General features: G+C 63.7%; 20 protein-coding genes and 1 pseudogene. 4 read left to right on the forward strand and 17 right to left on the reverse strand.

All coding sequences use genetic code 11. From position 1 onward, the window contains the following. Positions 1-20: 20 nt before the first annotated feature. The 17 genes from NLM25_RS27810 to NLM25_RS27890 form a co-directional block, all read right to left on the reverse strand. A complete protein-coding gene (locus tag NLM25_RS27810) occupies positions 21-1,211 on the reverse strand; it encodes a CaiB/BaiF CoA-transferase family protein (protein ID WP_254139108.1) in 1,191 nt (396 codons plus the stop codon). Further along, complete coding sequence (locus NLM25_RS27815) at positions 1,208-2,407, reverse strand: CaiB/BaiF CoA-transferase family protein (RefSeq protein WP_254139109.1); 1,200 nt, start codon at positions 2,405-2,407, stop codon at positions 1,208-1,210. Before NLM25_RS27815 ends, NLM25_RS27810 begins: the two co-directional genes overlap by 4 nt. A gap of 93 nt (positions 2,408-2,500) precedes the next feature. Next, a complete protein-coding gene (locus tag NLM25_RS27820) occupies positions 2,501-3,706 on the reverse strand; it encodes a MaoC family dehydratase N-terminal domain-containing protein (RefSeq protein WP_254139110.1) in 1,206 nt (401 codons plus the stop codon). A 33-nt stretch (positions 3,707-3,739) separates the two neighbouring features. Further along, positions 3,740-4,630 carry a CoA-binding protein gene (locus NLM25_RS27825; protein WP_254139111.1) on the reverse strand — a complete coding sequence of 297 codons (891 nt, stop codon included), beginning with the start codon at positions 4,628-4,630 and terminating at the stop codon, positions 3,740-3,742. After that, the gene (locus tag NLM25_RS27830) at positions 4,627-5,763 is read right to left on the reverse strand and encodes an ATP-grasp domain-containing protein (RefSeq protein ID WP_254139112.1); all 1,137 of its coding nucleotides are present in this window, start codon (positions 5,761-5,763) and stop codon (positions 4,627-4,629) included. The genes NLM25_RS27825 and NLM25_RS27830 overlap by 4 nt, the downstream gene beginning before the upstream one ends. 420 nt (positions 5,764-6,183) lie before the next feature. Then, positions 6,184-7,662, reverse strand: coding sequence for an aldehyde dehydrogenase (locus NLM25_RS27835; RefSeq protein ID WP_254139113.1), 1,479 nt, complete (start codon positions 7,660-7,662; stop codon positions 6,184-6,186). A gap of 86 nt (positions 7,663-7,748) precedes the next feature. Next, positions 7,749-8,549, reverse strand: a complete 801-nt coding sequence (locus NLM25_RS27840) for an N-acyl homoserine lactonase family protein (protein ID WP_254139114.1) — start codon at positions 8,547-8,549, stop codon at positions 7,749-7,751. Between the two features lie 8 nt (positions 8,550-8,557). Further along, positions 8,558-9,514, reverse strand: a complete 957-nt coding sequence (locus NLM25_RS27845) for a tripartite tricarboxylate transporter substrate binding protein (protein ID WP_254139115.1) — start codon at positions 9,512-9,514, stop codon at positions 8,558-8,560. 50 nt (positions 9,515-9,564) lie between these two features. Next, on the reverse strand, positions 9,565-10,452 hold the full coding sequence (locus NLM25_RS27850; protein WP_254139116.1) for an NAD(P)-dependent oxidoreductase: 888 nt from the start codon (positions 10,450-10,452) through the stop codon (positions 9,565-9,567). A 34-nt stretch (positions 10,453-10,486) separates the two neighbouring features. After that, the gene (locus NLM25_RS27855) at positions 10,487-11,194 is read right to left on the reverse strand and encodes an ABC transporter ATP-binding protein (RefSeq protein ID WP_254139117.1); all 708 of its coding nucleotides are present in this window, start codon (positions 11,192-11,194) and stop codon (positions 10,487-10,489) included. Beyond that, positions 11,187-11,948 (reverse strand): ABC transporter ATP-binding protein, encoded by a 762-nt coding sequence (locus NLM25_RS27860; protein WP_254139118.1) that lies wholly within the window; start codon positions 11,946-11,948, stop codon positions 11,187-11,189. Before NLM25_RS27860 ends, NLM25_RS27855 begins: the two co-directional genes overlap by 8 nt. Beyond that, positions 11,945-12,937 (reverse strand): branched-chain amino acid ABC transporter permease, encoded by a 993-nt coding sequence (locus NLM25_RS27865; protein ID WP_254139119.1) that lies wholly within the window; start codon positions 12,935-12,937, stop codon positions 11,945-11,947. Before NLM25_RS27865 ends, NLM25_RS27860 begins: the two co-directional genes overlap by 4 nt. Next, positions 12,934-13,803 (reverse strand): branched-chain amino acid ABC transporter permease, encoded by an 870-nt coding sequence (locus NLM25_RS27870; RefSeq protein WP_254124434.1) that lies wholly within the window; start codon positions 13,801-13,803, stop codon positions 12,934-12,936. The genes NLM25_RS27865 and NLM25_RS27870 overlap by 4 nt, the downstream gene beginning before the upstream one ends. A gap of 69 nt (positions 13,804-13,872) precedes the next feature. Beyond that, positions 13,873-15,030 (reverse strand): ABC transporter substrate-binding protein, encoded by a 1,158-nt coding sequence (locus NLM25_RS27875; protein WP_254139120.1) that lies wholly within the window; start codon positions 15,028-15,030, stop codon positions 13,873-13,875. 104 nt (positions 15,031-15,134) lie between these two features. Then, on the reverse strand, positions 15,135-16,118 hold the full coding sequence (locus NLM25_RS27880; protein WP_254139121.1) for an MmgE/PrpD family protein: 984 nt from the start codon (positions 16,116-16,118) through the stop codon (positions 15,135-15,137). Between the two features lie 11 nt (positions 16,119-16,129). After that, positions 16,130-17,650: an FAD-dependent tricarballylate dehydrogenase TcuA gene (gene tcuA / locus NLM25_RS27885; protein WP_254139122.1), complete on the reverse strand. Its 1,521-nt coding sequence runs from the start codon at positions 17,648-17,650 to the stop codon at positions 16,130-16,132. A 207-nt stretch (positions 17,651-17,857) separates the two neighbouring features. After that, the gene (locus NLM25_RS27890) at positions 17,858-18,562 is read right to left on the reverse strand and encodes a GntR family transcriptional regulator (RefSeq protein WP_254139123.1); all 705 of its coding nucleotides are present in this window, start codon (positions 18,560-18,562) and stop codon (positions 17,858-17,860) included. Between the two features lie 249 nt (positions 18,563-18,811). On the opposite strand from NLM25_RS27890, the gene NLM25_RS27895 reads away from it, so the two are divergent. The 4 genes and pseudogenes from NLM25_RS27895 to NLM25_RS27910 all read left to right on the forward strand — a co-directional run bounded on the left by NLM25_RS27895 (position 18,812) and on the right by NLM25_RS27910 (position 22,835). Then, positions 18,812-19,990: a 2-methylaconitate cis-trans isomerase PrpF family protein gene (locus NLM25_RS27895; protein ID WP_254139124.1), complete on the forward strand. Its 1,179-nt coding sequence runs from the start codon at positions 18,812-18,814 to the stop codon at positions 19,988-19,990. A gap of 20 nt (positions 19,991-20,010) precedes the next feature. Continuing rightward, positions 20,011-20,940, forward strand: a complete 930-nt coding sequence (gene prpB / locus NLM25_RS27900; RefSeq protein WP_254139125.1) for a methylisocitrate lyase — start codon at positions 20,011-20,013, stop codon at positions 20,938-20,940. Positions 20,941-21,017: 77 nt separating this feature from the next. Beyond that, positions 21,018-21,244: pseudogene (locus NLM25_RS27905) on the forward strand (AAA-associated domain-containing protein); the annotation flags it as partial. 196 nt (positions 21,245-21,440) lie between these two features. Continuing rightward, positions 21,441-22,835 (forward strand): sugar ABC transporter substrate-binding protein, encoded by a 1,395-nt coding sequence (locus NLM25_RS27910; RefSeq protein ID WP_254139126.1) that lies wholly within the window; start codon positions 21,441-21,443, stop codon positions 22,833-22,835. Positions 22,836-22,838 lie beyond the last annotated feature (3 nt).

The following is a 22,838-nucleotide window of genomic DNA, read 5'->3' on the forward strand; positions in this document are numbered from 1 at the left end:
GCAAACTCCACTTCAATCGGTCAGTAAATCACCCGCTGGTCGATCAGGCTTTGGCGTTCCTCGCCGCTGAGGCCGAGCAGCTCGCCGAACACATAGTCCTCGTCTTCGCCGAGACGCGGCGTGCCGCGCGTCATGCCGACGTCGGATCTGGAAAAACGGATCGGCGCCTTCAGTGCGGCGCGGCTGCGGCCCGTCGTATCCTCGACATCGACGATGGTTCCGCGCTCGCGCAGATGCTCGTCGTGCGCGATGTCTTCCATGTCGCAGGACACGTGCGCCGCGATCCCGGCGGCCTGGAGCGATCGCTCGGCTTCGCCGGCCTCGCGCGTCATCGTCCAGTGCTCGATTTCGCCATGTAGCGGCCGCCGGTGCTTGTGCCGGCTCTCCGCGGTCTGGAAACGCGGATCGGTCAGCAGATGCGATGCATCGATCAACTTCACCAGGCATCGCCATTCCGCCTCGGTGCGGACCGCGATGGTCAGCCAGCGATCCTCCTCACGGGTGCGGAACACGCCGTGCGGCGCCATGCGCAGATGATCATTGCCGATCCGTGTGGGAACGCCTCCGGCGGCGGCGAACAGCAGCGCCTCGCCAGCCAGCGAGCAGGCAACCTCGCGCGCGCTGACGTCGACATGTCCGCCACGCCCGGTGCGGCGAAGGCGATACACCGCAGCCACTGCGGCCATCGCCGCGTTCATGCCGACGCTGTGATCCATCACATGGCGCATCTCGACCGGCGGTCCGTCCTCATAGCCGGTGAGATAGCCGAGCGCACCCCAGGCACCGAACAGCGGCGCGTAGCCGGCGAAATGCGAATCCGGCCCGCTCTGGCCCGACGACGACACGGACACCATCACCACGGACGGCTTCAGCGCGGCCAACGCGGCATAGCCGAGGCCGAGCCGCTCCATCACGCCAGGCCGAAAGCTCTCGCAGACGAGATCGCTCACGCCAACGAGCTTCCTGGCCAGCGCGATGCCCTTGGCGTCCTTCAGATTGATGCGGATCGAGAGCTTGTTCGATGCGACCTGATCGAAGCTCGCGGGCCCCATCCGGCCATAGACCGGGTGCGGCTTGCGAAAGATGTCCGGGCGCGCCGCGCTCTCGACCTTGATGCACTCCGCGCCGAGCTGCGACAGGATGTGCGTGCAGAACGGCCCCGCGGCGTGGAGCGTGAAATCGGCGATGCGGAGTCCGGCGAGCGGCTTCATGAGGCCTCCGCAGCGACGAGCGGCTGATTGCGGGTGCGGCTGGCTGTCAGCAGGTGCTGATGTTCGCCGAGCCGCGGCGGCCCGGCTTTCAGGCGTAGTGCCGCACCATCGACATGGAACGGCGCCGACAACAGCGGCAAGGAGCCGCCGCCCGGGATCTCGACCGGCTGAAACAGCTCCCGCGCGCGCTCATGGGCATCGGACAGGACCTCCGCGGGACTTGCATATTTCGCCATGGGGACACCGAGCGCCTGGGCTCGCGCGACGACGTCTGCCGTCTGCTGTTCGAGCGCCCAGGCGCGAATGGCGCGGTTGATCTCGGCGCCGCGGCGGCTGCGCTCCAGCGAGTCCGCGAGGACAGGGTCGAGCATCCATCCGGGGCGTCCCATCAGCTCGATCAGGCCCTGCCACTGCCGCTCCTCGAGCGTCAGCAGCTCGACATAGCCGTCGGCACATTGGAGCACGCCGCCATATTTGAACGACCGCGTGCGGCGATGCTCCAGCGAGCCGTCGCCGAAACGCTGGAGCGCGAACGCGCCCACGGCGAGCGCGGCATCCTGCACCGAGACGTCGACGCTTTCGGCATCACCTTGCTGGCGTCCGATCAACGCAGACAGTGCGCCGAGCGCGGCCACCACGCCGCCCTGGTATTCGGCGAAATGGCCGTAGACCTTCAGCGGCGGACGATCGGGAAAGAGTTCGGCAGCAAGGCCGTTTGGCAAGAGGAAGCCTTCGCCCGATGCGTGGATCAGGTTGATCTCCTCGGCCTGCCAGCCGGCCTTCGGCCCAACCGCGCCGAACGGCAGCACCGAGACATCGATCAGCTTCGGGTAACGCGCCCTGACTGTCTGCTCGTCGACTTCCAGGCGCGCGCATTCGTCGGCCCGCAGATCATGGATGAAGACATCGGCCGCCGCTAGCAGGGTAGACAGCCCGGCTCGCCCGGCCGGGCTTTCGAAATCGCAAGTAACACTCTTCTTCCCCGCGGCCAGGAAGGCGAACAGAGCACTGGCTTCGGCCGCCGGCGGAAGAAACGGCGGCTCGCGGCGCAGCGGATTGCCATCCGGCGGCTCGAGAAGAACCGTCTCGGCGCCGAGGGTGGAGAGCAGCCGGCCGGCGTAGGCCGCCGCAACCCCGCGCGAGATCTCGACGACGGTCACTCCCGCCAACAGCGGCGCTACGGCCCCGTCCATCATGGCAACGCTTCCCCGTCTTGTCATTGGCCGGCTCTTTCCGAAGGCATGACGCGAAGTCGCATCATGCTTTCGGGGCCGTTGTTCGCGTCCGCTCTAGCGGATCGTCGGCAGTTCAAGGTCGAGCTGGCCGCCATCGAAGAACACGCGGTTCTCCACGTTGCGCGACGGCAGCATCACGGTGGCGAGGCCCGGCGTGGTCAATTCACCGCGCTGATTCTCGCCCCAGATCTCGAGATCGACCAGCGCAAAGCCGTCCTTGACGTATTTCCTGCTGACCTTGCCCTTGCACCAGGTGGAATCGCCCATGGTGTTGAAGCGCCGCATCTCGGTGCGCACGCGCTTCAGAAACGCCGCGTCGCCCATCCAGTTCGTGACGAGGCTCGCGAGCCAGGAGGAGCGCTGCGGGCCGTAATCATAGGTACCGGGAACGCCGACCTCCTTGGCGACCGACTCGCGATGGTGCCCGATGCCGGTATATTCGATGCCGCCGCCCGCTTCCGGATTGCGGAAGAAATGGCCGGGATGCTTGACCGCGGACTTCAGCACGATGCCGTGGGTGTGACCGCGGCCGCAGCCGACCAGGAAACCCATCGTGTCCATCAGCGAGAGCGGGCCCCGCACGATCGGCGGCAACTCGTCGCCCACATTGACGTCCTCGAAGTAGCGTACTGCGGTGCCGCGCATCCGCTCGTCCTCCTTCAGGATCGCCTCGTCGAGCGCGGCGAATTCGTCGGCGGTGTACTCATAGGGCTTGACGTCCTTGTACTTGCCGGCATCGCGCGCGGCCTTGCGCTCGTGACGCGTGCAGGTGCCGAGCGCGCGGGCAACGACGTCGCCGCGCTGATTGGAATAGGTCGCCTCGACATATTGCAGCACGAGGCGGCCGGAGAATTTGCTTTCCTTCTCCTCGATACCGACCACGCGCTCGATCGCGGTGATACGGTCGCCCGGACGGATGTGGCGGAACAATTCCCAATCGTTGCCGGCGTAGAAACCGTGCACGCCCGGAAGGCCCCAGCGCGTGCGGCCGATCCAGCCGAACGCCATCGGAAACATGGGATGAGCGACATTGGCGCCGTAGCGGCTCTGGCGGCCGTGCTCGGCATCGCGATAGAGCGGGTTGAGATCGCCGATGCCGTTGCAGAAATTTCGGATGGTGTCTTCGGTGGCGTCCTGGAGATACGGCCCTTCGGGACGAAGCTGGAGACCGATCATGCTGCGCGCCTGCGCGATCGCCTCGTCGGTGATCTTTCCTTCCGCCGGTGCGTGACCGACCTCTTTTTCCATCACGTCTGACATTCTCGTCTCCATCCCTGTATGAGTTTACGTTTGCTAGGCTGCGGGTTTCATGGCGCGGGCCAGTGCCGCAGCGGCAGCTGCGGCGAGACCGTCGAGGTCTCGCGCGATCACGACGCCGGCACGATCCAGCGCCTCGACCTTGGCGGCCCAGCTCTCGGCGTAGGAGCCGATCATCGCGGCGGCGTGCCCCATCTTTTTGCCGGCGGGCGCGGTGCGGCCGACCAGCAGGGCCGCCGACGGCTTGGCATCCGGACGCCCGGCGTATTCGGCAAGCGCATATTCCTCGGAGCCGCCGATTTCGCCGAGATAGACGATGGCGCGCGTGTCCGGGTCGCCGTGAAACAACGCGATCGCTTCGGCGGCATTGACGCCGCGCACGGGATCGCCGCCGATGCCGATCACGCTGGTCTGGCCGAGGCCGGCCGACGACAGGCGGAAGCAGGCTTCATAGGAGAGCGAGCCGCTGCGCGAGATGACGCCGATCGGTCCCGGCGCGTAGCAGAAGGAGGGCATGAAACCGAGCTTGGCCTTGCCGGGAGAGATCAGTCCGGGTGAGTTCGGGCCGACCAGATGCGCTCCATGCTCCAGCGCAGCAGCACGCATTTCCATCGCGTCCAGCACCGGCAGGCCGTCGCCGGGATAGGCGATCAGCGGACAGCCTGCCTCGATGGTCTCGAGCACCGCGTCGAGCGCGACCGCGGCCGGCACATAGATCAGCGCCGCATTGGCGTGCGTTTCCTTCATGGCGGCCGCGACGCTGGAAAAGACCGGAACGCCCTCGATCGTCTGACCGCCGCGCCCCGGCGCCACGCCGGCCACGACCCTGGTCTGGCTCTGCGCGAGATCCTTGACTGAAAATGTCCCGAACTTGCCGGTGATGCCGACAATCAGCACGCGCGCATCCGCGTCGAGAAGGATGCTCATGACCGCGCCTCCCCAACCTGCTTCACAATGTCGGTCACGGCCGCTTCCAACGTCGCATGGTTTCGATGGCCGGCGTCGCGCAGGATGGTCGTCGCGAGATCGCTGCGGGTGCCATTCAGCCGCAAAGTCACCGGCTTCGAGGATGTTCGCCTCGCGAGAAGTTCGACGAGGGTTTTGGCCACACGGTCGGTGTGCAGCCCGCCGCCGAACATGCTGACCAGAATGCCCTTCACGTTCGGAGCGCGATCAAGCAGATCAAAGGCAAGCCCGAAGCCTGCGGGCGTCGGATTGCCGCTCACATCGAGGAAGCAGGCCGGCTGCGCGCCGGCGCCGTCGATCGCATCCATCGCAGCCATCGTCATGCCGGCCCCGCCCGAGATCAGGCCGATCTCGCCGTCGAGCCAGACCAGCATCAGGCTGGCCTCTTCGCACAACCGGATCTCACGCTCGGCCCTGTCGCGGGACGCCGCAATGGCCGACGCCGTGGCGGCCTTGCGGAAGGCCGCCGCCTCGTCCAGGACGACCTTGGCATCCGCTGCGATCAGTGCGCCGCCCCTGGCGACGACCAGCGGATTGATCTCGACCGTCGTGCATTCATTCGCCTGCGCGATATCGAGCAGGCGACGCGCAATGGAGATCACGCGCTCGCGCACCTTCGGGTCACTCTCGACCGGCGCGAGGAGCGCGCGAAAAGCGTGGGCGCGGAAATTGCGTGCGAGCCCGACCGGATAGCTCAGCGGCGGCGGCCCATCCTCGATGGTGACCCCGCCGCGCGGCGAATAGAGCACGTTGAAGCCGCCGACACGGCTATCGATCGCCACGGCGAGATAGAGCTCGCGCTCGATATCGAGCCAGCTCTCGACCAGAACGGACGACGGCGCCTCGCCGGCGAACCGCATTCCCATGATCGCATCGAATGCATTTTCCAGCTCGGCGGGCGAATTCGCCTTGCGAATGCCCCCCGCCTTGCCGCGCCCACCGGCGGCGACTTGCGCCTTCACGGCAACGGGCAGCTCGATGCGACAGGTCCGCGCTTCGTCGAGGGAGCGCAATTCCTGGCTGGACGGTGTGGCGATGGCGGCGGCGCGCAGCAGCGCCTTGCCCTGGGCTTCAGTGACCAACATAAAATGCATAATGCATTCTATTCGGCGACGGTCAACACCTCGTTTGACAGAAATTCCTGCATCGATGCGGGAATTCGGTCGAACTATCAGCGAAATCAGCCTCAGAGGGCTCAATCAGAGGAAGGCGCTCGACTCAAGATAATGCATTTTTTTGACCGACTATGCGACGGCGTCGCCCGTCAAAGCGCTTGGCAGGCTTCGCCGAGCTCTCGATCTGCCGGTCAAATATCGCCCTCGCCGGCCGAGGCAGCCCGGCATTGTCGGGAAAAGGAGCTCCGCAGCCGCGCCGGCCACGGAGCTCGAGTCAGGGGAGGAAACGCCCCGAGGGCGATGGCGATCTCATCGACCGCCGTTGTTCTCCGGAGGCAGCGATTGTGCCTCCAGAGATTGCGAGGAGCGGCACGTTGGCACCGCTCTGTTCACGAGACCTCACATCTTCAGAGCAAACGGATCGCGCTCTTCGTTCGAAAAATCGATCATGACGTTCTTGGTCTGCAAGAATTCATCCAGTGCCGCCACCCCACGCTCTTTGCCAAATCCCGACTCCTTGAAGCCACCGAACGGCGCCATCGCGCTGGACGCACGATAGGTATTCACCCAGACCGTCCCTGCATGAATGGCCCGCGAGACGCGCAATGCGCGCGACAGGTTCGTCGTCCAAATCCCGGAGGCCAGGCCATATCTGGTATCGTTGGCGATGCTGATCGCTTGCTCCTCCGTATCGAAGGGAATGATCGAGAGCACAGGCCCGAACACCTCCTCCTGGGCAATCGCCATCTTGTTCTCCACGCCGGTGAAGATGGTCGGCTCGATAAACAGGCCTTTCCCCAGACCATCCCCTGTCGCTGGCTTTCCGCCGCAAGCGAGAACCGCGCCCTCCCCTTGCGCATCGCCGATGCATTTGAGGATCCGCTCGAACTGTGGCTCGTTCGCCACCGTCCCCATATCGGTCGCCTTTTCCAATGGATTGCCGAGCCTGATCTTCCGGGCGCGGGCGACGAGCCGCTTCACGATCTCATCGTGAACTGAGCGCTGAACGAGGAGCCGCGAGCCGGCAATACATGTTTGCCCCGTTGCGCCGAAAATGCCGGCGAGAGCCCCGACGGTCGCCTTGTCGAGGTCGGCGTCTTCGAAGATGACGTTGGGAGACTTGCCGCCCAGCTCCAGCGTGACCGGGACAAGGGAGCGGCCCGCCTCTGCCGCGATCTGACGGCCGACATTGGGGCTCCCCGTGAAACTGACACGATCGATCCGGCCACTCGTGAGCAGCGCCTGCCCCGCCCTGTAGTCGCCGGTCACGACATTGACGACGCCCGCCGGAAAGCCCGCCTCCCGGACCAGCTCGGCGAATTCCAGCGTCGTCACCGATGCATGCTCGGAAGGCTTGATGACGACGCAATTGCCTGCCGCAAGCGCCGGGGCAAGCTTGTTCGCAAGCAGGCCCATGGGCGAATTCCAGGCCGTGATGAGAACCGCAACGCCGATCGGCTCCCGGCGCGTGAAGTCGAAGACATCGCGCTGGTCCAGCGGAATGGTATCGCCGAAGATCTTGTCGGCGCAGCCCGCGAAGAACCGATAGGCGCGCGCGGCAAAATGCATCTGACCGTGGGTCTCCCGGATGATCTTTCCGTTGTCGGTGCTCTCCATGATGGCCATGCGCTCGGCTTGGGCATCGAGCAGATCGGCCAGCCTGTTCAGCAACGTCGCGCGGGCGAGCCCGGTGGTCTTGCTCCAGACGGAGTCATAGGCGGTCCTGGCAGCGGCGATCGCATCGGCGACCTGCGAGGGCGTTGCCTGCGGCACCAATGCCCATTCCTCGCGGCTATAGGGGTTTATGGCGGCGAACCATTCCTGGTTCGGCGTGGTCACCGTCTCGTTGGCAATCGCAAGTCCATACTTCCTGGGCATGATCCATCATCTCCGCAATTGGCGAATTGTTGTGCTTCTGATCCGGACAGCGCGCGCTGCGCCGGCCTTCGCTTTTGGCTTGGTGTTTAGGCAGGGCTTCCGCGAGGATCGGCATCCAGTCGCGCGATGCCGTCGAGCTCATCGCGCGCGGCAGGAAACAGCGACAGCACCTGCCGGTCATGCCCCGGGATGATATGGGACGGGCTATCGGCCAATTTCCGGATGACCGCGAAGCCGTTCAGCGTCTGCTTCGTATCGAACAACACAGGAAATGGCCGGCTCTGGAGAATGTTGGCGTAGTAGTGCGAAGCGTCCGAGGCGAGCACCACGTAACCTCGTCGCGTCCTGACCCTGACGATCTGAAGTCCCGCGGTGTGACCGCCGAGCCAGTGCAAGGATATTCCGTCGTCGAAATCGGAGTTTGGATCGTGAAGGGTCACGCTTCCTTCGAAGTTCCGTCTGACGATATGGCCGACGTCCTCCGCATTGTAGGCCTTGCTTTGCTGCGCGTCGCACATGCACCGGCCCGTGCAGAAATGCATCTCGCGCTCCTGCACGTGATACCGCGCCCGGGGAAACAAATCGTGGTTGCCGGCATGGTCCCAATGCATGTGGGTCAGGATGACGTCCTTGACGTTCTCAGGATCGATATCGATCTGCTTCAGCCCTTCGGCAACCGGCCGCGTGACGGCGTAGTTGCGCGCCCTTCCGGCCTTCTCGTCAAAGCCGGTATCGACGATCACCGTCCGGTTTCGGCTGACCAGCGCCCAGACGAAGAAGTCCATCGGCATCTGCGTATCGGGCGCATCGTGCGCGATGAAGTTCTCCGACGAGCGCCGGTCATCCTTCCTGGCGTAACGGATCGCATAGATTTCATACTCGGACATGTCGTCGTTCACTGGCGCTCGATGCCAGCTTCCCTCGTTGTCGTCGCCCACAATTCCATGTCGCTCTTGACGTGCTCGCCGAACTCCGCCGGCCCGACCCATTGCGCCTCGAAGCCGATATCGGCGAGCCGGCTGCGGGTCTCGGGCTCGGCCAACACCTCGCGCACGCCCTCGGCGAGCTTTGCAACGATCTCCGGCGGCGTGCCCTTGGGCGCGAAGAGCCCGCTCCATGCGGAGATGTTGATGAACTCGAGGCCCCCTTCCTTCATCGTCGGGATCTCGGGGAAACGCGAGGCCCGGCCGAGGTTTGTGGTGGCGAGCGCGCGTGCCGTGCCGGCCTCGACCTGGGACACCGCGGGAGCCATATCCGTGAACGTCATGGACACGCGTTGCGCGATGATGTCGGTGACGACCTGCGGGCTGTTCCGATAGGGCACGGCAGCAATATCGATGCCCGCCCGCCGCTTGAATGCCTCGCCGGACAGCTGGCCAAGCGCGTTGGCATAACCGAACGTGAGCGAGCCCGGCTTGGTCTTGGCCAGCGCCACGAGATCGGCCACGTTCTTGACGGGCAGGCCCGGATCAATGATCAGAAAATAGGGAAACAGGCCAAACTGCGAAATGGGCGCGAAGTCGGCGACGGGATCGTACTGGATCGATTTCAGCATGCTGGGGTTGGCTGCGTGCGTGGACGTTCCGCCGACCAGCAACGTATATCCATCAGGTACTGAACGAGCAGCCGCCGTTGCGCCCAGCGCTCCATTGGCGCCGACGCGATTGTCGATGACGATCGTCGTCTTCAGCAGCTCCGACAGCCGCTGAAACACGATGCGCGCAACGCCATCGGTCCCGCTGCCGGGCGCGAACGGCGCGATCACCGTAATCCGCTGCGAGGGATAGTTTTGCGCCCCTGCCCCGCTCAACTGCGAAAGCAGCAGGACAATCGTCAACAACAGCACCCGCACCAGACCCTCCCGTTGTCTTTCTTGCTAGAGCCCGAATGGCTCGATCACGACTATTTCGAGGAACGCGCGATGATCTTCAGGATCACCGGCCAGTAATTCGCCCCAAAGCCGTTCTGCGAGGCTTCGGCCAGAAGACCGGCGCCGAGGGCCGCTTCCCTCGCCTCGATCCCGGCATCCCTGGCCATGTCGAGCGCGTAGGACATGTCCTTGTGCATGTAGTCGGTCGAGAACACCCGTTCGGGAAATTCCTGCGCCGCGACCGCCTTGTAGCCATGATTGCGCAGCGCAAAGCTGTCGGCGGAGCCCTTGGAGAAGGCGTCGAACAAGGTCTCTGTCGATACGCCCGCCGAGTTCGCGATTGCGACGGCTTCGCACAGCGCGGTCACGGTCCCGACCACGACCATGTTGTTGAGGATTTTCACGACCTGACCCGATCCGACATCGCCACAATGGGTGACCTCGCTGGCAAAGCAGCGGAGCAGCGGCTCGATGCGGGCAAACACGTCCGCCGTCGCCCCGACCGAAATCGCAAGCGTCCCCGCCTCCGCCGCCGCCCGCGTCCGGGCCACGGGTGCGTCGGCATAGTCGGCGCCCTTTGCCTTGAAGACGCCGGCCAGTTCGCGCGTCAGTTTCAACGGACTGGTGGAGAGATCGACGATGGTCTGGCCGGCGCGTGCGAACTCGAGCAGCCCTCCGCGCATCTCGCATATCTTCTTGAGGTGCTCGCCGCTCGGCATGGAAATGAAGATCACATCCGCCCCTGCGAGCCCCGAGATCGAGCCAACATCGACCGCACCAGCTTGAACGAGACGCGCCACTGGCTCGGCATTGATGTCGTGAATCAGTACTTTCTGCTTCGTCTTCTGCACGAGGTGCCGGCACATGGGTTCGCCCATGACGCCCAAACCGATGAAGCCGAAGGTCGAAGATCCAGTCATGTTACAACTCCGGAATTTCCAGACAGACACTTATTTAGATGCCGAGATAGGCGCGCCGCACGTAGTCGCTGGCCAGCAGGTCCTTGCCCTTCCCGCTCAGCGCGACCGCGCCGGTTTCGAGCACGAAGGCTTCGTTGCAGAGATTGAGCGCCAGCTTTGCATTCTGCTCGACCAGGATGATCGACATGCCGATATCGCGGTTGATCTCGACGATGATACGCGCGATCTCGTCGACGATGATCGGAGCGAGCCCGAGCGAGGGCTCGTCCAGGAGCAACAGGCGCGGCCTCGCCATGAGCGCGCGGCCAATGGCGACCATCTGCTGTTCGCCGCCCGACAGCGAACCGGCCATTTGGCTCCTTCGCTCCACAAGACGGGGAAAATATCCGTAGATCTGGTCCAGCGTCTTCTTCTGGTGAGCCCTGTCTCGCTGCGAATAACCACCCACCAGGAGATTGTCGAGCACGCTCATCTGCGGGAAGACACGTCGTCCTTCGGGCGACAGCGCGATACCGCGCCCGACGCGCTGGGGCGCAGAGGCACCGTCGATCCGCTCGCCGTCAAAATAGATCTCTCCGCCGCTCACGGGTTTAAGGCCGATGATGGCCTTCATCGTGGTGGTCTTGCCCGCACCGTTTGAACCGATGAGAGAGACAATGGCGCCGTCGGCAACGGACAGGCTCAGATTGCGGACCGCCGTGAGAGGGCCGTAGGCAACGCTGATCCCGCGAACGTCAAGCATGGACAGCCTCCTTGCCGAGATACGCCTCGATCACGACCGGGTTTGATACGACCTCCGCAGGCGTTCCCTGTGCGATCAGCGTGCCGTGGTCCAGCACCACGACGCGATTGCACAGGCCCATGACGGTGCGCATGTGATGCTCGACCATCACCATGGTGACACCGCGCTCCGCCTGCACACGGCGGAGAACTGACGCGAGCTCAGCCGCTTCCTCTGGATTGAGCCCTGCGACCGGTTCATCGAGCATCAGGAGCCTGGGTTCGCTGGCGAGCGCGATGGCGACGCCGAGGCGCCGCTGCTCGCCATAGGACAGCTCGCGAGCCTTTAAGCCTGCGCGACGGGTTAGCCCGAACAGATCGAGCACATCAAACGCTTTCTCTTCCGCTGCCACCCGCCATCTATCCGAAAGCAACCCACCCCACAGGCCGGACAAGCCCGAAGCCAGCGTGCCACGCGCGGCGTTTTCGATGACCGTCGCCTCCGGGTAGATGGTTGCAGCCTGGAAGGTCCGCGACAGCCCCTGGCGAACCGTCTGATTGGCCGGCTGCCCGGAGATATCGCGGCCCAGAAACCGGACCGTCCCCGCCGACGGCCTCAGAACGCCCGAGATCACGTTGAACAACGTGGTCTTGCCTGCGCCGTTCGGACCGATCAGGCCGAGAAAGTCTCCCTCTTTGACATCAAACGACACGTCCCGAACGGCAACAAGCCCGCCGAAGGAACGCTTCAGGCTATCGACTTCGAGCATGCTCATGGCACTTCCTCGGCCACGCGCGCTGCGCTAATTTCTGCAACCCGTTGGCGCGAACGCCAGGCCTGGACAACGCTCGCCAGACCGTTCGGAACGAACATCAGGCAAAGCACGAGCACGCCCCCGTAGATGATATGCTGCAATCCCTCAGTGGATCGCAGCAGCTCCGGCAAGGGCGTCAGGACCAGCACGCCGACGACCGGCCCCAGCACCCCGTCACGCCCGCCGACGACCAGCATGGTCAGGTAGGAGACTGACTCCCAGAACGTATATGAATCCGGCGAAATGAACCGGAGATAGTGCGTCGACAACGCGCCCGCAAAACCCGCGATGCCGGATCCGATCGTAAAGGCGATCACCTGCACTCGATGCGTGTCGATGCCGCTCGATTCGGTAAGGCGCTGGTTCTCGGCGGTCGCCGCCATCATCGTGCCGAGCGGCGACCGGTAGAGCAGCCAGGTCAGGAGCAGCGTCGCCAGCGCGCAACCGAGCGCGAAGGGATAGAATTGCGGCTTGGTGCGAAGGACGTAGCCGAAGATCGAGATCGGGGGCACACCGACGAGCCCGTTTGCGCCGCCCGTGACCGAGCTCATGTCCAGCGCCAGCAACACCGCGATCTGGCTGAACGCAAAGGCCACCAGCACGAAATAGACGCCGCGCAAGCGCAGGATGATCCAGCCAAGAGCGGCGGCGATGACGGCCGCAACCAGCCCCGCGACGAACAGGGTCACCAGAGGCGGCCAGCCCCTCATCGACAACAGCGCCGAAACATATCCGCCGACCAGCGCAAAGCCACCATGGCCCATGGATAGCTGCCCCGCCCGGGCAATGATGGCGAGGCCCAGCACGAGCATGAGATTGATGCAGCCGACTGTCGCGAGGTGAACATAGAACTGGTTCGGTGCGAACCAGGGCAGTAGCGCGGCGAGACCGACGGCGGCTGCGACGCCGACATAGGACATCGGCTTGAACTGGGCTGTGTGAGCAATCACGCCTCACGCTCCTTTCGGCCCAGCAGGCCCTGCGGACGCAGCAGTACGACAGCGATGACGACGAGAAACTGGAGGATCTCCGATAGCGAGGCGCTCACGAACGTTCCCGCAAAGCTCTCGATCAGGCCGATGAGCAATCCGCCCGCCACGGCGCCGGGAACGCTACCAAGCCCGCCGATGACGACGATCACGAAGGCCTTCAGCGTCGGCGCGAGGCCAATGAAGGGCGAGACCGACAGCACAGGAGCCATGAGGACGCCGGCGAAGGCCGCAAGGCTCACGCCCAGCACGAACGCGACCGGAAATATCACGTCGACGCGAATACCTTGCACCTGCGCGATCTCGGCGTCCTGGGCGACGGCACGCATGGCCCGACCAATTCGCGTATGACCGATCAGCAGGTTGAGCGACACGACGGCGACGATCGCCCCGATGATGACGACCAGCCGCGACCAGGGGAACACCACGCCACCGACGGACAGGACCCCGGATATGACAGGCGGCACGGTGCGTGCCGACGCCCCCCACATCAGCAGCGCGCTGTTCTGCAGAATGAGAGCGACGCCGACGGAAGCGATCATCCCGTTCAGCTCGTTGCCGCGAAACTTGCGGAAGACGATCCGCTCCATCAGCAGGCCCAGCAACGCCGTGGCGCCTACGGCCAGCAGAACGCTGATGGAGAACGGCACATCGTTGCTGCCATAGAGGATCGCGAACAGGAACGCGCCGGCCATGTAGAACTCACCATGCGCGAAGTTCACGATGCGCATGATGCCGAACACCATGGTGAAGCCGATGGCCATCAACACGTAGATCATGCCGACCATGAGGCCGTTCACGATGGTCTGGGCTAGAATGATTTCCATGCTCACGGGACGACAACTCCAATCGCTTCAGCGAGGCGCGCCAAGCGCCTCGCGTGTTCCGGCAGTCGCTTATTTGCAGGCGTTGACGTCGCAGGTGGCTACCTTGGTGACGACGCCGTCCTTCATCTGCCCCACATAGAACGGAAGATCGATCTGGTGCTTGATCCCGTACTTCTGCTCGCCGGTCCAGCCCGCCTTGCCCATCGCGGTGGGAACGTCGGACAATCCATCCAGCGTCGTTGCGATCTTCGTCGTGTCGTCGACGGTCCCGGCCTTCTTCATGGCCGTGAACAACATCTGCAGGCCGGCATAGAAGAACGGGCTGAACCCGTTCATGTTCGGGCCGTATTTGGCCTTGAAGCGGGCAACATAGGCCGCCGTGTCCGGCAGGCCGGTATCGATGGGCAGGTGGACATAGGTGCCTTCAGCCGCATCCTTGCCCGCCACCTTGAGCATCTCGGCGGCGACATCGCCGCCCGTGACGAACACCGGACCGCGATAGCCCAGTTCGCGGGCCTGCTTGAGGATGAGCCCGGCGGTGGTCGGAGAGTTGCCGCCAAGCTCGAGACCGTCGGCCTTCATCAGGATGCGGGTCAGAATGGGCACGAAGTCGACGCGCTCACGTTCGAAATATTCGACCTGCAGCTTCGCGCCGGCCTTGGCGTATGAGTTGAAGTTCGCAACGCCGATCTGCTGCCCGGTCTCGTCATTGGGAAGCAGCGACACGACCTGCTTGGCAGAGGTGTTCTTCATCAGCCAGGCCACCTGCGGGTCGGAGAATTCGCCGGTGGTGATCACCGGCCGATACGCATACGGCGCATCCGCGCCGAGCGCCCGCGGCGTGAACGCCAGCGTCATCGTGATGACTTTTCCAGAGGTGGTCTGATCCTTCGTTGCCACCGCCGCTGCCGATCCCATCGGACCCACCACGAAGCGGATTCCGTCCTGGATCATGAGGCGATCCATGGCCGTGACCGCGTCCTGGGCGCGATAGCGGTCGTCATATTGCTTGAGCAGGACTTTGTAGCGTTTGCCGGCGACCTCGAGGCCGCCGTCTTTATTGACGTCTTCGGCGGCAAAATCGGTGGCGGCGAGCATGCCCTCGGCAAACGCAGCGCCGGCACCGGAAAAACTGGCGTGCACGCCGATCGTGACACTGTCTTCGGCCTGCGCCGCGGAACACACGACCGATGCGGCGAGTACGGCAACCAACTCAAAACGCTTCATTCCAATCTCTCCCCAGATGTGACTCTTGTCTGCCTTGTTCTTTTGTTTTCAGGTAAGGCTTGTCGTTGCGATCGCGGCTTGGCCGCCTCGCATTCACTCGCGGGTTACGGAACCCAGTTCGTCTCCTCCGGCTCGTGCGTTCCCCGCGGGGCGAAGACGACCTTCTTTGGAGCCGCTTGGGCACCGCGTCCCTGCAACAGGCGCGATACCGTCGCGAGGTCTGTCACCTTGTCGATGGTCTCGAGCCGCTCGAACAGCGGACCGATCTGATCGCGCGGCAGGACAGTGCTCGCCTGCCGCTCGAATTGATCCCAGAGATCAGCTGACGGCGGCAATTGAACTGCAAGAAGATCGAAGGCCGCATCGCTCGGCGCGCTGTCGTTCGCCGCCAGAGTTGCGATCTCGCCCCCTTCGCTCCTGATCATCTCGGCGCAGGACGCTTCGTCCATGGCTTCGGCAAGCAAGGCAGCCAGCAATCCGCTTCGAAAGCTCAGACCGACCATGAGCGACGCCGGTCCGACCCGTCCGGCCGGAGGACTGTCAACGTTTGCCATTCCTGCCAGGAGCAGCGCGGCTGCAATTTTCGGGCGACTCAATTCGAGCACGCGTGCAGCCGCCGCGACGCCACCGAACAAGGCTGGTCCGAACTGGCCGCCTGCCGGCGACAGCATCGGCGCAAGACAAGGAGCGATCTCCGCGCCTGACATCAACGCGTCGAGGAAGTCTTGCCCGGTTTTTCCGCGCTCCTCGCAGAGCCCAAACAGCGCCACGATACAGGCCGAATTCACGGCTTCACGTGATGCTTCGGATCCCGCCATCGCAGCCGTGGCGTTGATCAACGCAGCATCGACCGCGCTCGTGCGCCGTTCGGTGCCGAAGATCAGCGACGGGCCGCCGGTCGTTGCGACACCGGACGTCCCCAGCAGCGCTTTCGTGATGGTGGCCGGCGCACCGGACAGCGTCCGACCGAACGCGGTGATGACCGCCGCCCTGGCCCTTGCTGCCGCTTTGGTATCTCGCGACCGCGGATCGCGGGCGGAGATCTTGTCCGCCAGGCTTTCGGCCCAGGCATCAGGACCCGACCTCATGGCGCCGGCGCTCATCGCGATGCCACCGCCGCGGCCGGCGCGACGCTTTGCTGGCTCGCGGCATTGCGGCCCGCGATCCTGCCGAAGGTCGCGCCCGAGACGAGACCGGTGCCCGCGGGATAATTGTCGTAGAACAGGCCGCCGACGAGTTCGCCGCAGCAGTACAATCCCTTGATCGGACGCCAATCCGTGCCGATCACTTCGGCGTTCTCGTTGATCTTCAGGCCGCCGAACGTGAAGGTGATGCCGCCCGTCGCGCTGTAGGCATAGTAAGGAGGCTTGTCGAGCCGCAGCGCCCAGTTGGTCTTTTCGAGATCGAGCCCCTTGGTGGACAGGCCGTCCTTCTTCGTGGGATCGAAGCCTTCGTCCGCCGAGCGCGCGTGGTCGTTGTAGTTGAGGACCGTCTTGAGCGCCTGCGCCTTGTCGTCGATATCGAGTTGCGCGATCAGCTCCTCGAGCGAATTGGCCTTGATCGGATCGCTGGTCGAATAGCGCGGCTCGAGCAGATGGATCACCTTGCTGTCGAACAGCTGGTAGGCCTTGGCGCCCGGCTCGGCCAGAATGGCGCGGCCGAATTTGGCGTAGGTGAAGAGCGCGCCGTCCTCGCCTTCGTCGACGAAGCGCTTGCCCTTGCGATTGATCATCACCGAATAGACGTAGGACAGACGATTGCTCCGGTCGGTCATTTCGCGCGGCGCGAAGTCACCCCAATCCGCGCTGATCGGCGTGGCATGGCAGCCGCTCCATTGCCCCCATGGCATGGCGCCGATCGCCAGAGCCATCCGCAAGCCGTCGCCCTGGTTGTGAGGCGTCCCGCGGACCTTCGCAGCGCCGACCAGCGGACCGATGTGTTGCGTGCGCATCTGGACATTCGCTTCAAAACCGCCGCAGCCGAGCACGACGGCCTTCGCGCCGAGCGAGCGAACGCCCTCCTCGTCCTTGGTCTTGACGCCGACGACGCGCCCCTGGTCATCGACAAGCAGCTCCGAGACGGCATTGCCGTAGCGCACCTCGATGCCCATGCGCTCGCAGGTCGAAAACCAGCTGCGCGAGAGACCGACGCCCTCGTGCGCCGCGCGCACGACGAGGCCGCGCGCCCAGACCATGACGTTGTCTTTCTTGACCGCGGAAAGGCTGATCGCCGGCTCCATCTTGATGCCGCCGGTGTCCTTCATCCAGCGAACGGTCGCCTGCGAGTTCGACACGAGAAGACGAGACAACGTCGGATCCGTCCGCCCGTTGGTGACGCGCACGAGATCGCCGTGGAAGTCTTCCTGCGTGTAGGGAGATATGCCGTCGTAGAAATTGTCGAACTCGTCTTCGATGCCCGGCAGCAGAGCCCCGATCTCGCGCGGCTCGTCATAAGCGAAGCGCAGAACGCCGCCGCTCCAGTGCGTGTTTCCGCCTCGCATTTCGCGAGGAGCTTTCTCGAGAACGACGACACGATCGGCGCCGTTTTCTTTCGCCGAGACTGCCGCAGCCAGAGCGGCGTTTCCCGCGCCAACGACGATCACATCGAACTCTTCGTGCATTTCCGTTCCTTCCCGCCAAGCCTTCGTCGCTGCGTTTCTGTATTCTTGTGAATACCAATGTATACATTGGAATGCAAGACAGAATGAGACGATTCCGGATTTTACGGAAAATTGAGCCAGAACAGTATTTTACGGGGGATATGTCGGCTGACTGAGGATCAGAAACAGCTCTGCGAGCAACGAAGACGGTTCAGCTCGCACGTTGATTCAGGAGCCGTCCTGTTCGCGGCGCGCTTCCAGATCACGCTCTTTCGCCAGGATCGCCCGACGGGTCTCGAGCGCGCTCAGGACATGCGCCCGCGCAAGCCGCTCGGCCTTCTCCCCTTCTCGCTGCGAAATGGCCTGCACGATCGCCGCATGCTCGGCTTGCGCGACGGCAAAGCGGCCCTTCTCGGCCAAGGTCGTCGGCCCCAGCAGCGCGATCGCATCCTGAAGAGCCGACAAGCTCTTTTCGAGATAGCGGTTGTGGGCGGCGACCTGGATTGCGTCATGCAGCTCCCTGTTGTGGCGATAGAGCTTGAACGGCTCGCGCTCGAGCTTTTCACCTTCGGCGACAAGTCTTGCCAGTGCGGCAAGATCTTTCGGGCTTGCATGCTTCGAGGCCAATGCGGCCGCAGTCCCTTCGAGCGCCGCACGCATCTCGTAGAGTTCTTCGACCGCATCCAGATCGAGAACGGAGACGACAAGCCCGGTTCGCGGCCGAAGATCGAGCAGGCCCTCGAGTTCGAGCCGCGTCAACGCCTGACGCGTCGGCGTTCGGCTGATGCCGAGATGTTCCGCCAATTCGACTTCGCGCATGCGCCGCCCCGGAGCAAAGCGCCCTTCGACGATCTCACGCCGCAGCGCCGCGTAAGCGTAGTCGGCAGCAGATGCGAACTTCGTGCGGTCCGGCAACACCATCTCGTCGTTCATGAAGTCTTTCCGATCTCATTCGGCAGGAGCTGCTCGTACGAGCGTGACGCGCCAAGCCGTCCATCAATGATCTGCGTCCGATTCTTCTGACCGTACAAGGCAAGCGAACGACACAAAATATTCGGCGCCGCGCCGCCTGTCTGGAACGAGGCAATCAGCGTCCACCGAATAGAATAAGGGTAGCAGCCCGCCGGATGAATGTATACAGTGGTATCCAGCGTATACATCGGTATGCAAAAGACGGACTTAATGCCCCAGAACAAGCTCAGAGCCACTTTCATGCGCGGCGGCACGTCGAAAGCCGTTGTGTTCAACAGACGCGACCTGCCGGCAGATCCTGCACAATGGGATCCGATCTTCCTGTCCGTGATGGGTTCGCCCGATCCCAATGGCCGCCAGCTGGACGGCATGGGCGGCGGGCTGTCATCCCTTTCGAAGGTTTGCGTCGTCGGCGCGCCGACGCGGCCGGACGCCGACATCGACTATACGTTCGCCCAGATCTCGGTGAAGAGCGCCGCGGTCGATTACAGCGCAAATTGCGGCAACATGTCTTCGGCGATGGGCCCGTTCGCCGTCAGCCAAGGCCTGGTGAAGGCGCCCGCGAACGGTGAAGCTGTCGTGCGCATTCACAACACCAATACCGGCAAGATCATCGTCGCGCGCTTCCCTGTGAACGACGGTGAGATCGAGACCGACGGCGAGATGGCGATCGATGGCGTGAGCGGACACGGTGCCCCTGTCCGGCTGGAATTCATCGATCCCGGCGGCACCAGGACCGGACGCCTGCTCCCGACCGGGCATCCGTGCGATCATTTCGATATTCCCGGCCTCGGCTCGATCGAAGCATCTCTCGTCGATGCCGCCAACCCTTGCGTCTTTGTTGCGGCCGCCTCGGTCGGCAAGGACGGCGGCGAGATGCCCGAAGCACTCGAGAGCGATCCAGTTTTTCTCGAACGGATGGAAGCGATTCGCTGCGCAGCCTCCGTGGCGATGGGCCTCGCGCCGAGCGTGGCCGAAGCAGCCAGGATCCCCAGCGTGCCCAAGGTCGCGATGATTGTCTCGCCGCGCCCGATGACGACCTTGTCGGGGCAGCGGCTGGAGCCCTCGGACATGTCGCTGGGCATCCGGATGATCTCGATCGGCCAGCCGCACCGGGCGGTCCCGATCACCGGCGCCACCTGCCTCGCGATCGCGGTGCGCATCAACGGCACGCTTGCGAACCGGATGGCGCGCGCCGGCGATGGCCCGATCACCATTGCACACCCCTCCGGCACGACCGTGGTCGATGCGGCCGTCGAACACGCTGACGATCCCGCAAAAGCGCGGGCGATTCACGGCGCGGTCTACCGCACCACGAGACGGCTGTTCGAGGGAAACGTCTTTTACAGGAATGACCGAACGACTGCGCTTGCGAAGCGCAGCGCGTAACAATACGGGAGCCCTCGCCAATGACCTATCTGACTTCAGCCGACACCAACACGCGCGCCCCCGGCCTTCGGTTTCGCGATCTTCTTGCGCGTCCCGGCATTCTGGCAATGCCCGGCGCCCACAATGGCATGGCGGCACTCCAGGCCAAGCAGGCCGGTTTCGGCGCTCTCTATCTGTCGGGCGCCGCGATGACCGCGTCCATGGGCATTCCGGATCTTGGCATCATCACCGTGGATGAGGTCGCGTTCTTCATACGTCAGCTCAAGCGCGCGGCCGACCTTCCCATCCTGGCGGATGGCGACACCGGCTATGGCGAAGTGCTCAACGTCATGCATATGGTGCGCGTGTTCGAAGACGCGGGCGCGGCTGCGGTGCAGCTGGAAGATCAGCTCTTGCCAAAGAAGTGCGGGCATCTCAACGACAAGAAGCTCGCGGATCCCCGCGATTTCGCCACGAAGATCGCCGCGGCCGCAAAGGCCCGCCACCATCTCTATATCGTGGCACGCACGGACGCCGCAGCGGAAGAAGGGATTGAAGGGGCTGTTGCGCGCGCCCGGCTCTATATCGAGGCAGGAGCCGACGCCATTTTCCCGGAAGCGCTGACCACCTCCGAGATGTTCAGGGAATTTTCGCGCCGCATGCCTGACGTCCCGTTGCTGGCCAACATGACGGAGTTCGGTCGAACTCCCTTCTTTACGGCGCCGGAATTCGAGGCGATGGGCTACAAGATGGTGATCTGGCCGGTTTCGTCATTGCGCGTTGCCGCGCGCGCGCAGGAAAACCTTTACGCTGCCTTGAAGCGCGACCATGGCACGCACGGAATGCTCGATTCGATGCAGACCCGCGCCGAGCTCTATCGCACCATCGGATATTCGGACTACGAAGCGCTTGATCAGAGTATCGTCCGCACCATCGTCCCCGAAGGGACGCCCCAAAACTCGCCAACCTGACTTTCGCGATCGCGGGCCGTAGCGAGTTCAAGATCTCCGCTTCGCTGCGATGTCTGGCGATCACGCGAGAGCGGAAAGAACATCTCGTCGCTTACGTGCCTCTGATGGGATTGATTCGTCGCGTGCTCGACGAGCGTCCCTCGCATACCGCCCGTTCGGCGCGGTTCCGCAACAAGCTCGAGGACTACATGTCCGAGAACTATGCGGAGGAGACGCTGAGGACGGTGGTGTCTGGGGGCGCTATGCCCAGCTGTTCGCCTATGACGAGCAGTCGGACAGGTTCAGCCTGGAAAACCCCAACTGATACGATCTCGTTGCGCGCACGATAGATGCGCCTATGCCGTCTGGATCTAGCACGGTGGGCTCCAGCTCCGCCGGCGTCACTCCTCACCGCCGTCATTCGCCGGCTCCTCGACCGAACCTCCCCCCGATTGACTTGTTATAACATTTAGGCAAAAGTCCCTACTAACCGGAAAAATCCGGATTTTCGGGAGGACAGCATGACGTCATTCAAGCCGACGCGACGAACACTACTCAAAACCGGAACCGCGGCTGCGGCTCTGGCAACGTTTGGGCCTGGCATCCTACGGCACGCATCCGCACAGGACGCCGACCTCGCGCCCTACAAATCCGCGCAGATCGACTGGCAACAGGTTTCCGGCGAGACCATTACTGTTGCGGTGATCCCGGCGAGCTATTTCGAAAACCTGATCACGCTGGCGCCGCAGTTCAAGGCGCTGACCGGCATCGACGTCCGCTTCGAAAAGATTCCGCCGGCGCAGATCCGGCAGAAGAGCGTCATCGACCTGACCTCGAAGACCGGCACCTACGCGACCCACGCCGCAGACCCCATGTATTATGCGCTCTACGCCGCGAACAAATGGGTCGAGCCGCTCGACACTTATCTGAACGACAAGGCGCTGACCGATCAGGCCTGGTTCAAGCTCGACGACATCATTCCGGCCTGGCGCAGCGCCAACGGCATCGACGGCAAGCTTTACGGCATGCCCTATGACGGCGAGGTCACAATCCAGGTCTATCGCAAGGATCTCTACGATGCGAAGGGCCTGAAGCCGGCCGATACGCTTGAAGCCTATATGTCTAATGCCGCAGCGTTGAACACGCCGAACGATCGCGTCTGGGGCGCGGCGCTGCGCGGCGTCGCCGGCGCGGGCCAGAACATGTACATTTATCCGTCGATCTTCCGCGAATTCGGCGGCGACTGGATGAAGGGCGGCAAGCTCACCGTCAACGGCCCCGAGGCCGAGGCGGCGCTCGCCTGGTACGTCGATATTATGAAGAAATACGCGCCGACCGCGGCGGCGAACTGGAACTGGCCGGATATCGCGGATGCCTTCTCGCAAGGCACCGTTGCCAGCTACATCGATGCGCACTCGTCGGCCTCGGTGATCAACAATCCCGAGAAGTCGAAAGTGATCGGCAAGGTCGCCTATGCCCGTTGGCCGAAGGGGCCCTCGGGCAAGCGCACCACTTCGATCTGGAACTGGGGTTTTCCAATCAATTCCGCGCTGCCGGAGAAGAAGCGGAAGGCCACCTGGCTGTTCATCCAGTGGGCCGCGAGCGCCGAGACCCAGGCGCGCACCTCGTATCGTTTCGCTGGTCCCACCAAGCGTTCCGGCGTCAACCGCACCTCGGTTTGGAAGGATGCTGACTACATCAAGCTGATGAACGGCTTTGGCGAGAACTTCGTCGAGGCCACGATGGGCGCCTTGCAGGACGACACCGATGTCGATTGGCGTCCGCGCGTGCCGCAATGGCCGGCGATCGGCGACACCATGGCGACCGCGATCCAGTCGGCCCTCTCCGGCCAGGCCACGATCAAGGCCGCCCTGGACGATGCGCAGCGCCGCATCGAGCCAATGATGCGCGGCTGAGCC

The organism is Bradyrhizobium sp. CCGB01 (genome assembly GCF_024199795.1).
Classification (GTDB): domain Bacteria; phylum Pseudomonadota; class Alphaproteobacteria; order Rhizobiales; family Xanthobacteraceae; genus Bradyrhizobium.

Excerpts from the sequence above, each read along its gene's own strand:
- NLM25_RS27810 (WP_254139108.1), bottom strand. The coding sequence starts at position 1,211 with ATGAAGCCGCTCGCCGGACTCCGCATCGCCGATTTCACGCTCCACGCC.
- NLM25_RS27815 (WP_254139109.1), bottom strand. The coding sequence starts at position 2,407 with ATGATGGACGGGGCCGTAGCGCCGCTGTTGGCGGGAGTGACCGTCGTC.
- NLM25_RS27820 (WP_254139110.1), bottom strand. The coding sequence starts at position 3,706 with ATGTCAGACGTGATGGAAAAAGAGGTCGGTCACGCACCGGCGGAAGGA.
- NLM25_RS27825 (WP_254139111.1), bottom strand. The coding sequence starts at position 4,630 with ATGAGCATCCTTCTCGACGCGGATGCGCGCGTGCTGATTGTCGGCATC.
- NLM25_RS27830 (WP_254139112.1), bottom strand. The coding sequence starts at position 5,763 with ATGCATTTTATGTTGGTCACTGAAGCCCAGGGCAAGGCGCTGCTGCGC.
- NLM25_RS27835 (WP_254139113.1), bottom strand. The coding sequence starts at position 7,662 with ATGCCCAGGAAGTATGGACTTGCGATTGCCAACGAGACGGTGACCACG.
- NLM25_RS27840 (WP_254139114.1), bottom strand. The coding sequence starts at position 8,549 with ATGTCCGAGTATGAAATCTATGCGATCCGTTACGCCAGGAAGGATGAC.
- NLM25_RS27850 (WP_254139116.1), bottom strand. The coding sequence starts at position 10,452 with ATGACTGGATCTTCGACCTTCGGCTTCATCGGTTTGGGCGTCATGGGC.
- NLM25_RS27855 (WP_254139117.1), bottom strand. The coding sequence starts at position 11,194 with ATGCTTGACGTTCGCGGGATCAGCGTTGCCTACGGCCCTCTCACGGCG.
- NLM25_RS27860 (WP_254139118.1), bottom strand. The coding sequence starts at position 11,948 with ATGAGCATGCTCGAAGTCGATAGCCTGAAGCGTTCCTTCGGCGGGCTT.
- NLM25_RS27870 (WP_254124434.1), bottom strand. The coding sequence starts at position 13,803 with ATGGAAATCATTCTAGCCCAGACCATCGTGAACGGCCTCATGGTCGGC.
- NLM25_RS27875 (WP_254139120.1), bottom strand. The coding sequence starts at position 15,030 with ATGAAGCGTTTTGAGTTGGTTGCCGTACTCGCCGCATCGGTCGTGTGT.
- NLM25_RS27880 (WP_254139121.1), bottom strand. The coding sequence starts at position 16,118 with ATGAGGTCGGGTCCTGATGCCTGGGCCGAAAGCCTGGCGGACAAGATC.
- tcuA (WP_254139122.1), bottom strand. The coding sequence starts at position 17,650 with ATGCACGAAGAGTTCGATGTGATCGTCGTTGGCGCGGGAAACGCCGCT.
- NLM25_RS27890 (WP_254139123.1), bottom strand. The coding sequence starts at position 18,562 with ATGAACGACGAGATGGTGTTGCCGGACCGCACGAAGTTCGCATCTGCT.
- NLM25_RS27895 (WP_254139124.1), top strand. The coding sequence starts at position 18,812 with ATGCCCCAGAACAAGCTCAGAGCCACTTTCATGCGCGGCGGCACGTCG.
- prpB (WP_254139125.1), top strand. The coding sequence starts at position 20,011 with ATGACCTATCTGACTTCAGCCGACACCAACACGCGCGCCCCCGGCCTT.
- NLM25_RS27910 (WP_254139126.1), top strand. The coding sequence starts at position 21,441 with ATGACGTCATTCAAGCCGACGCGACGAACACTACTCAAAACCGGAACC.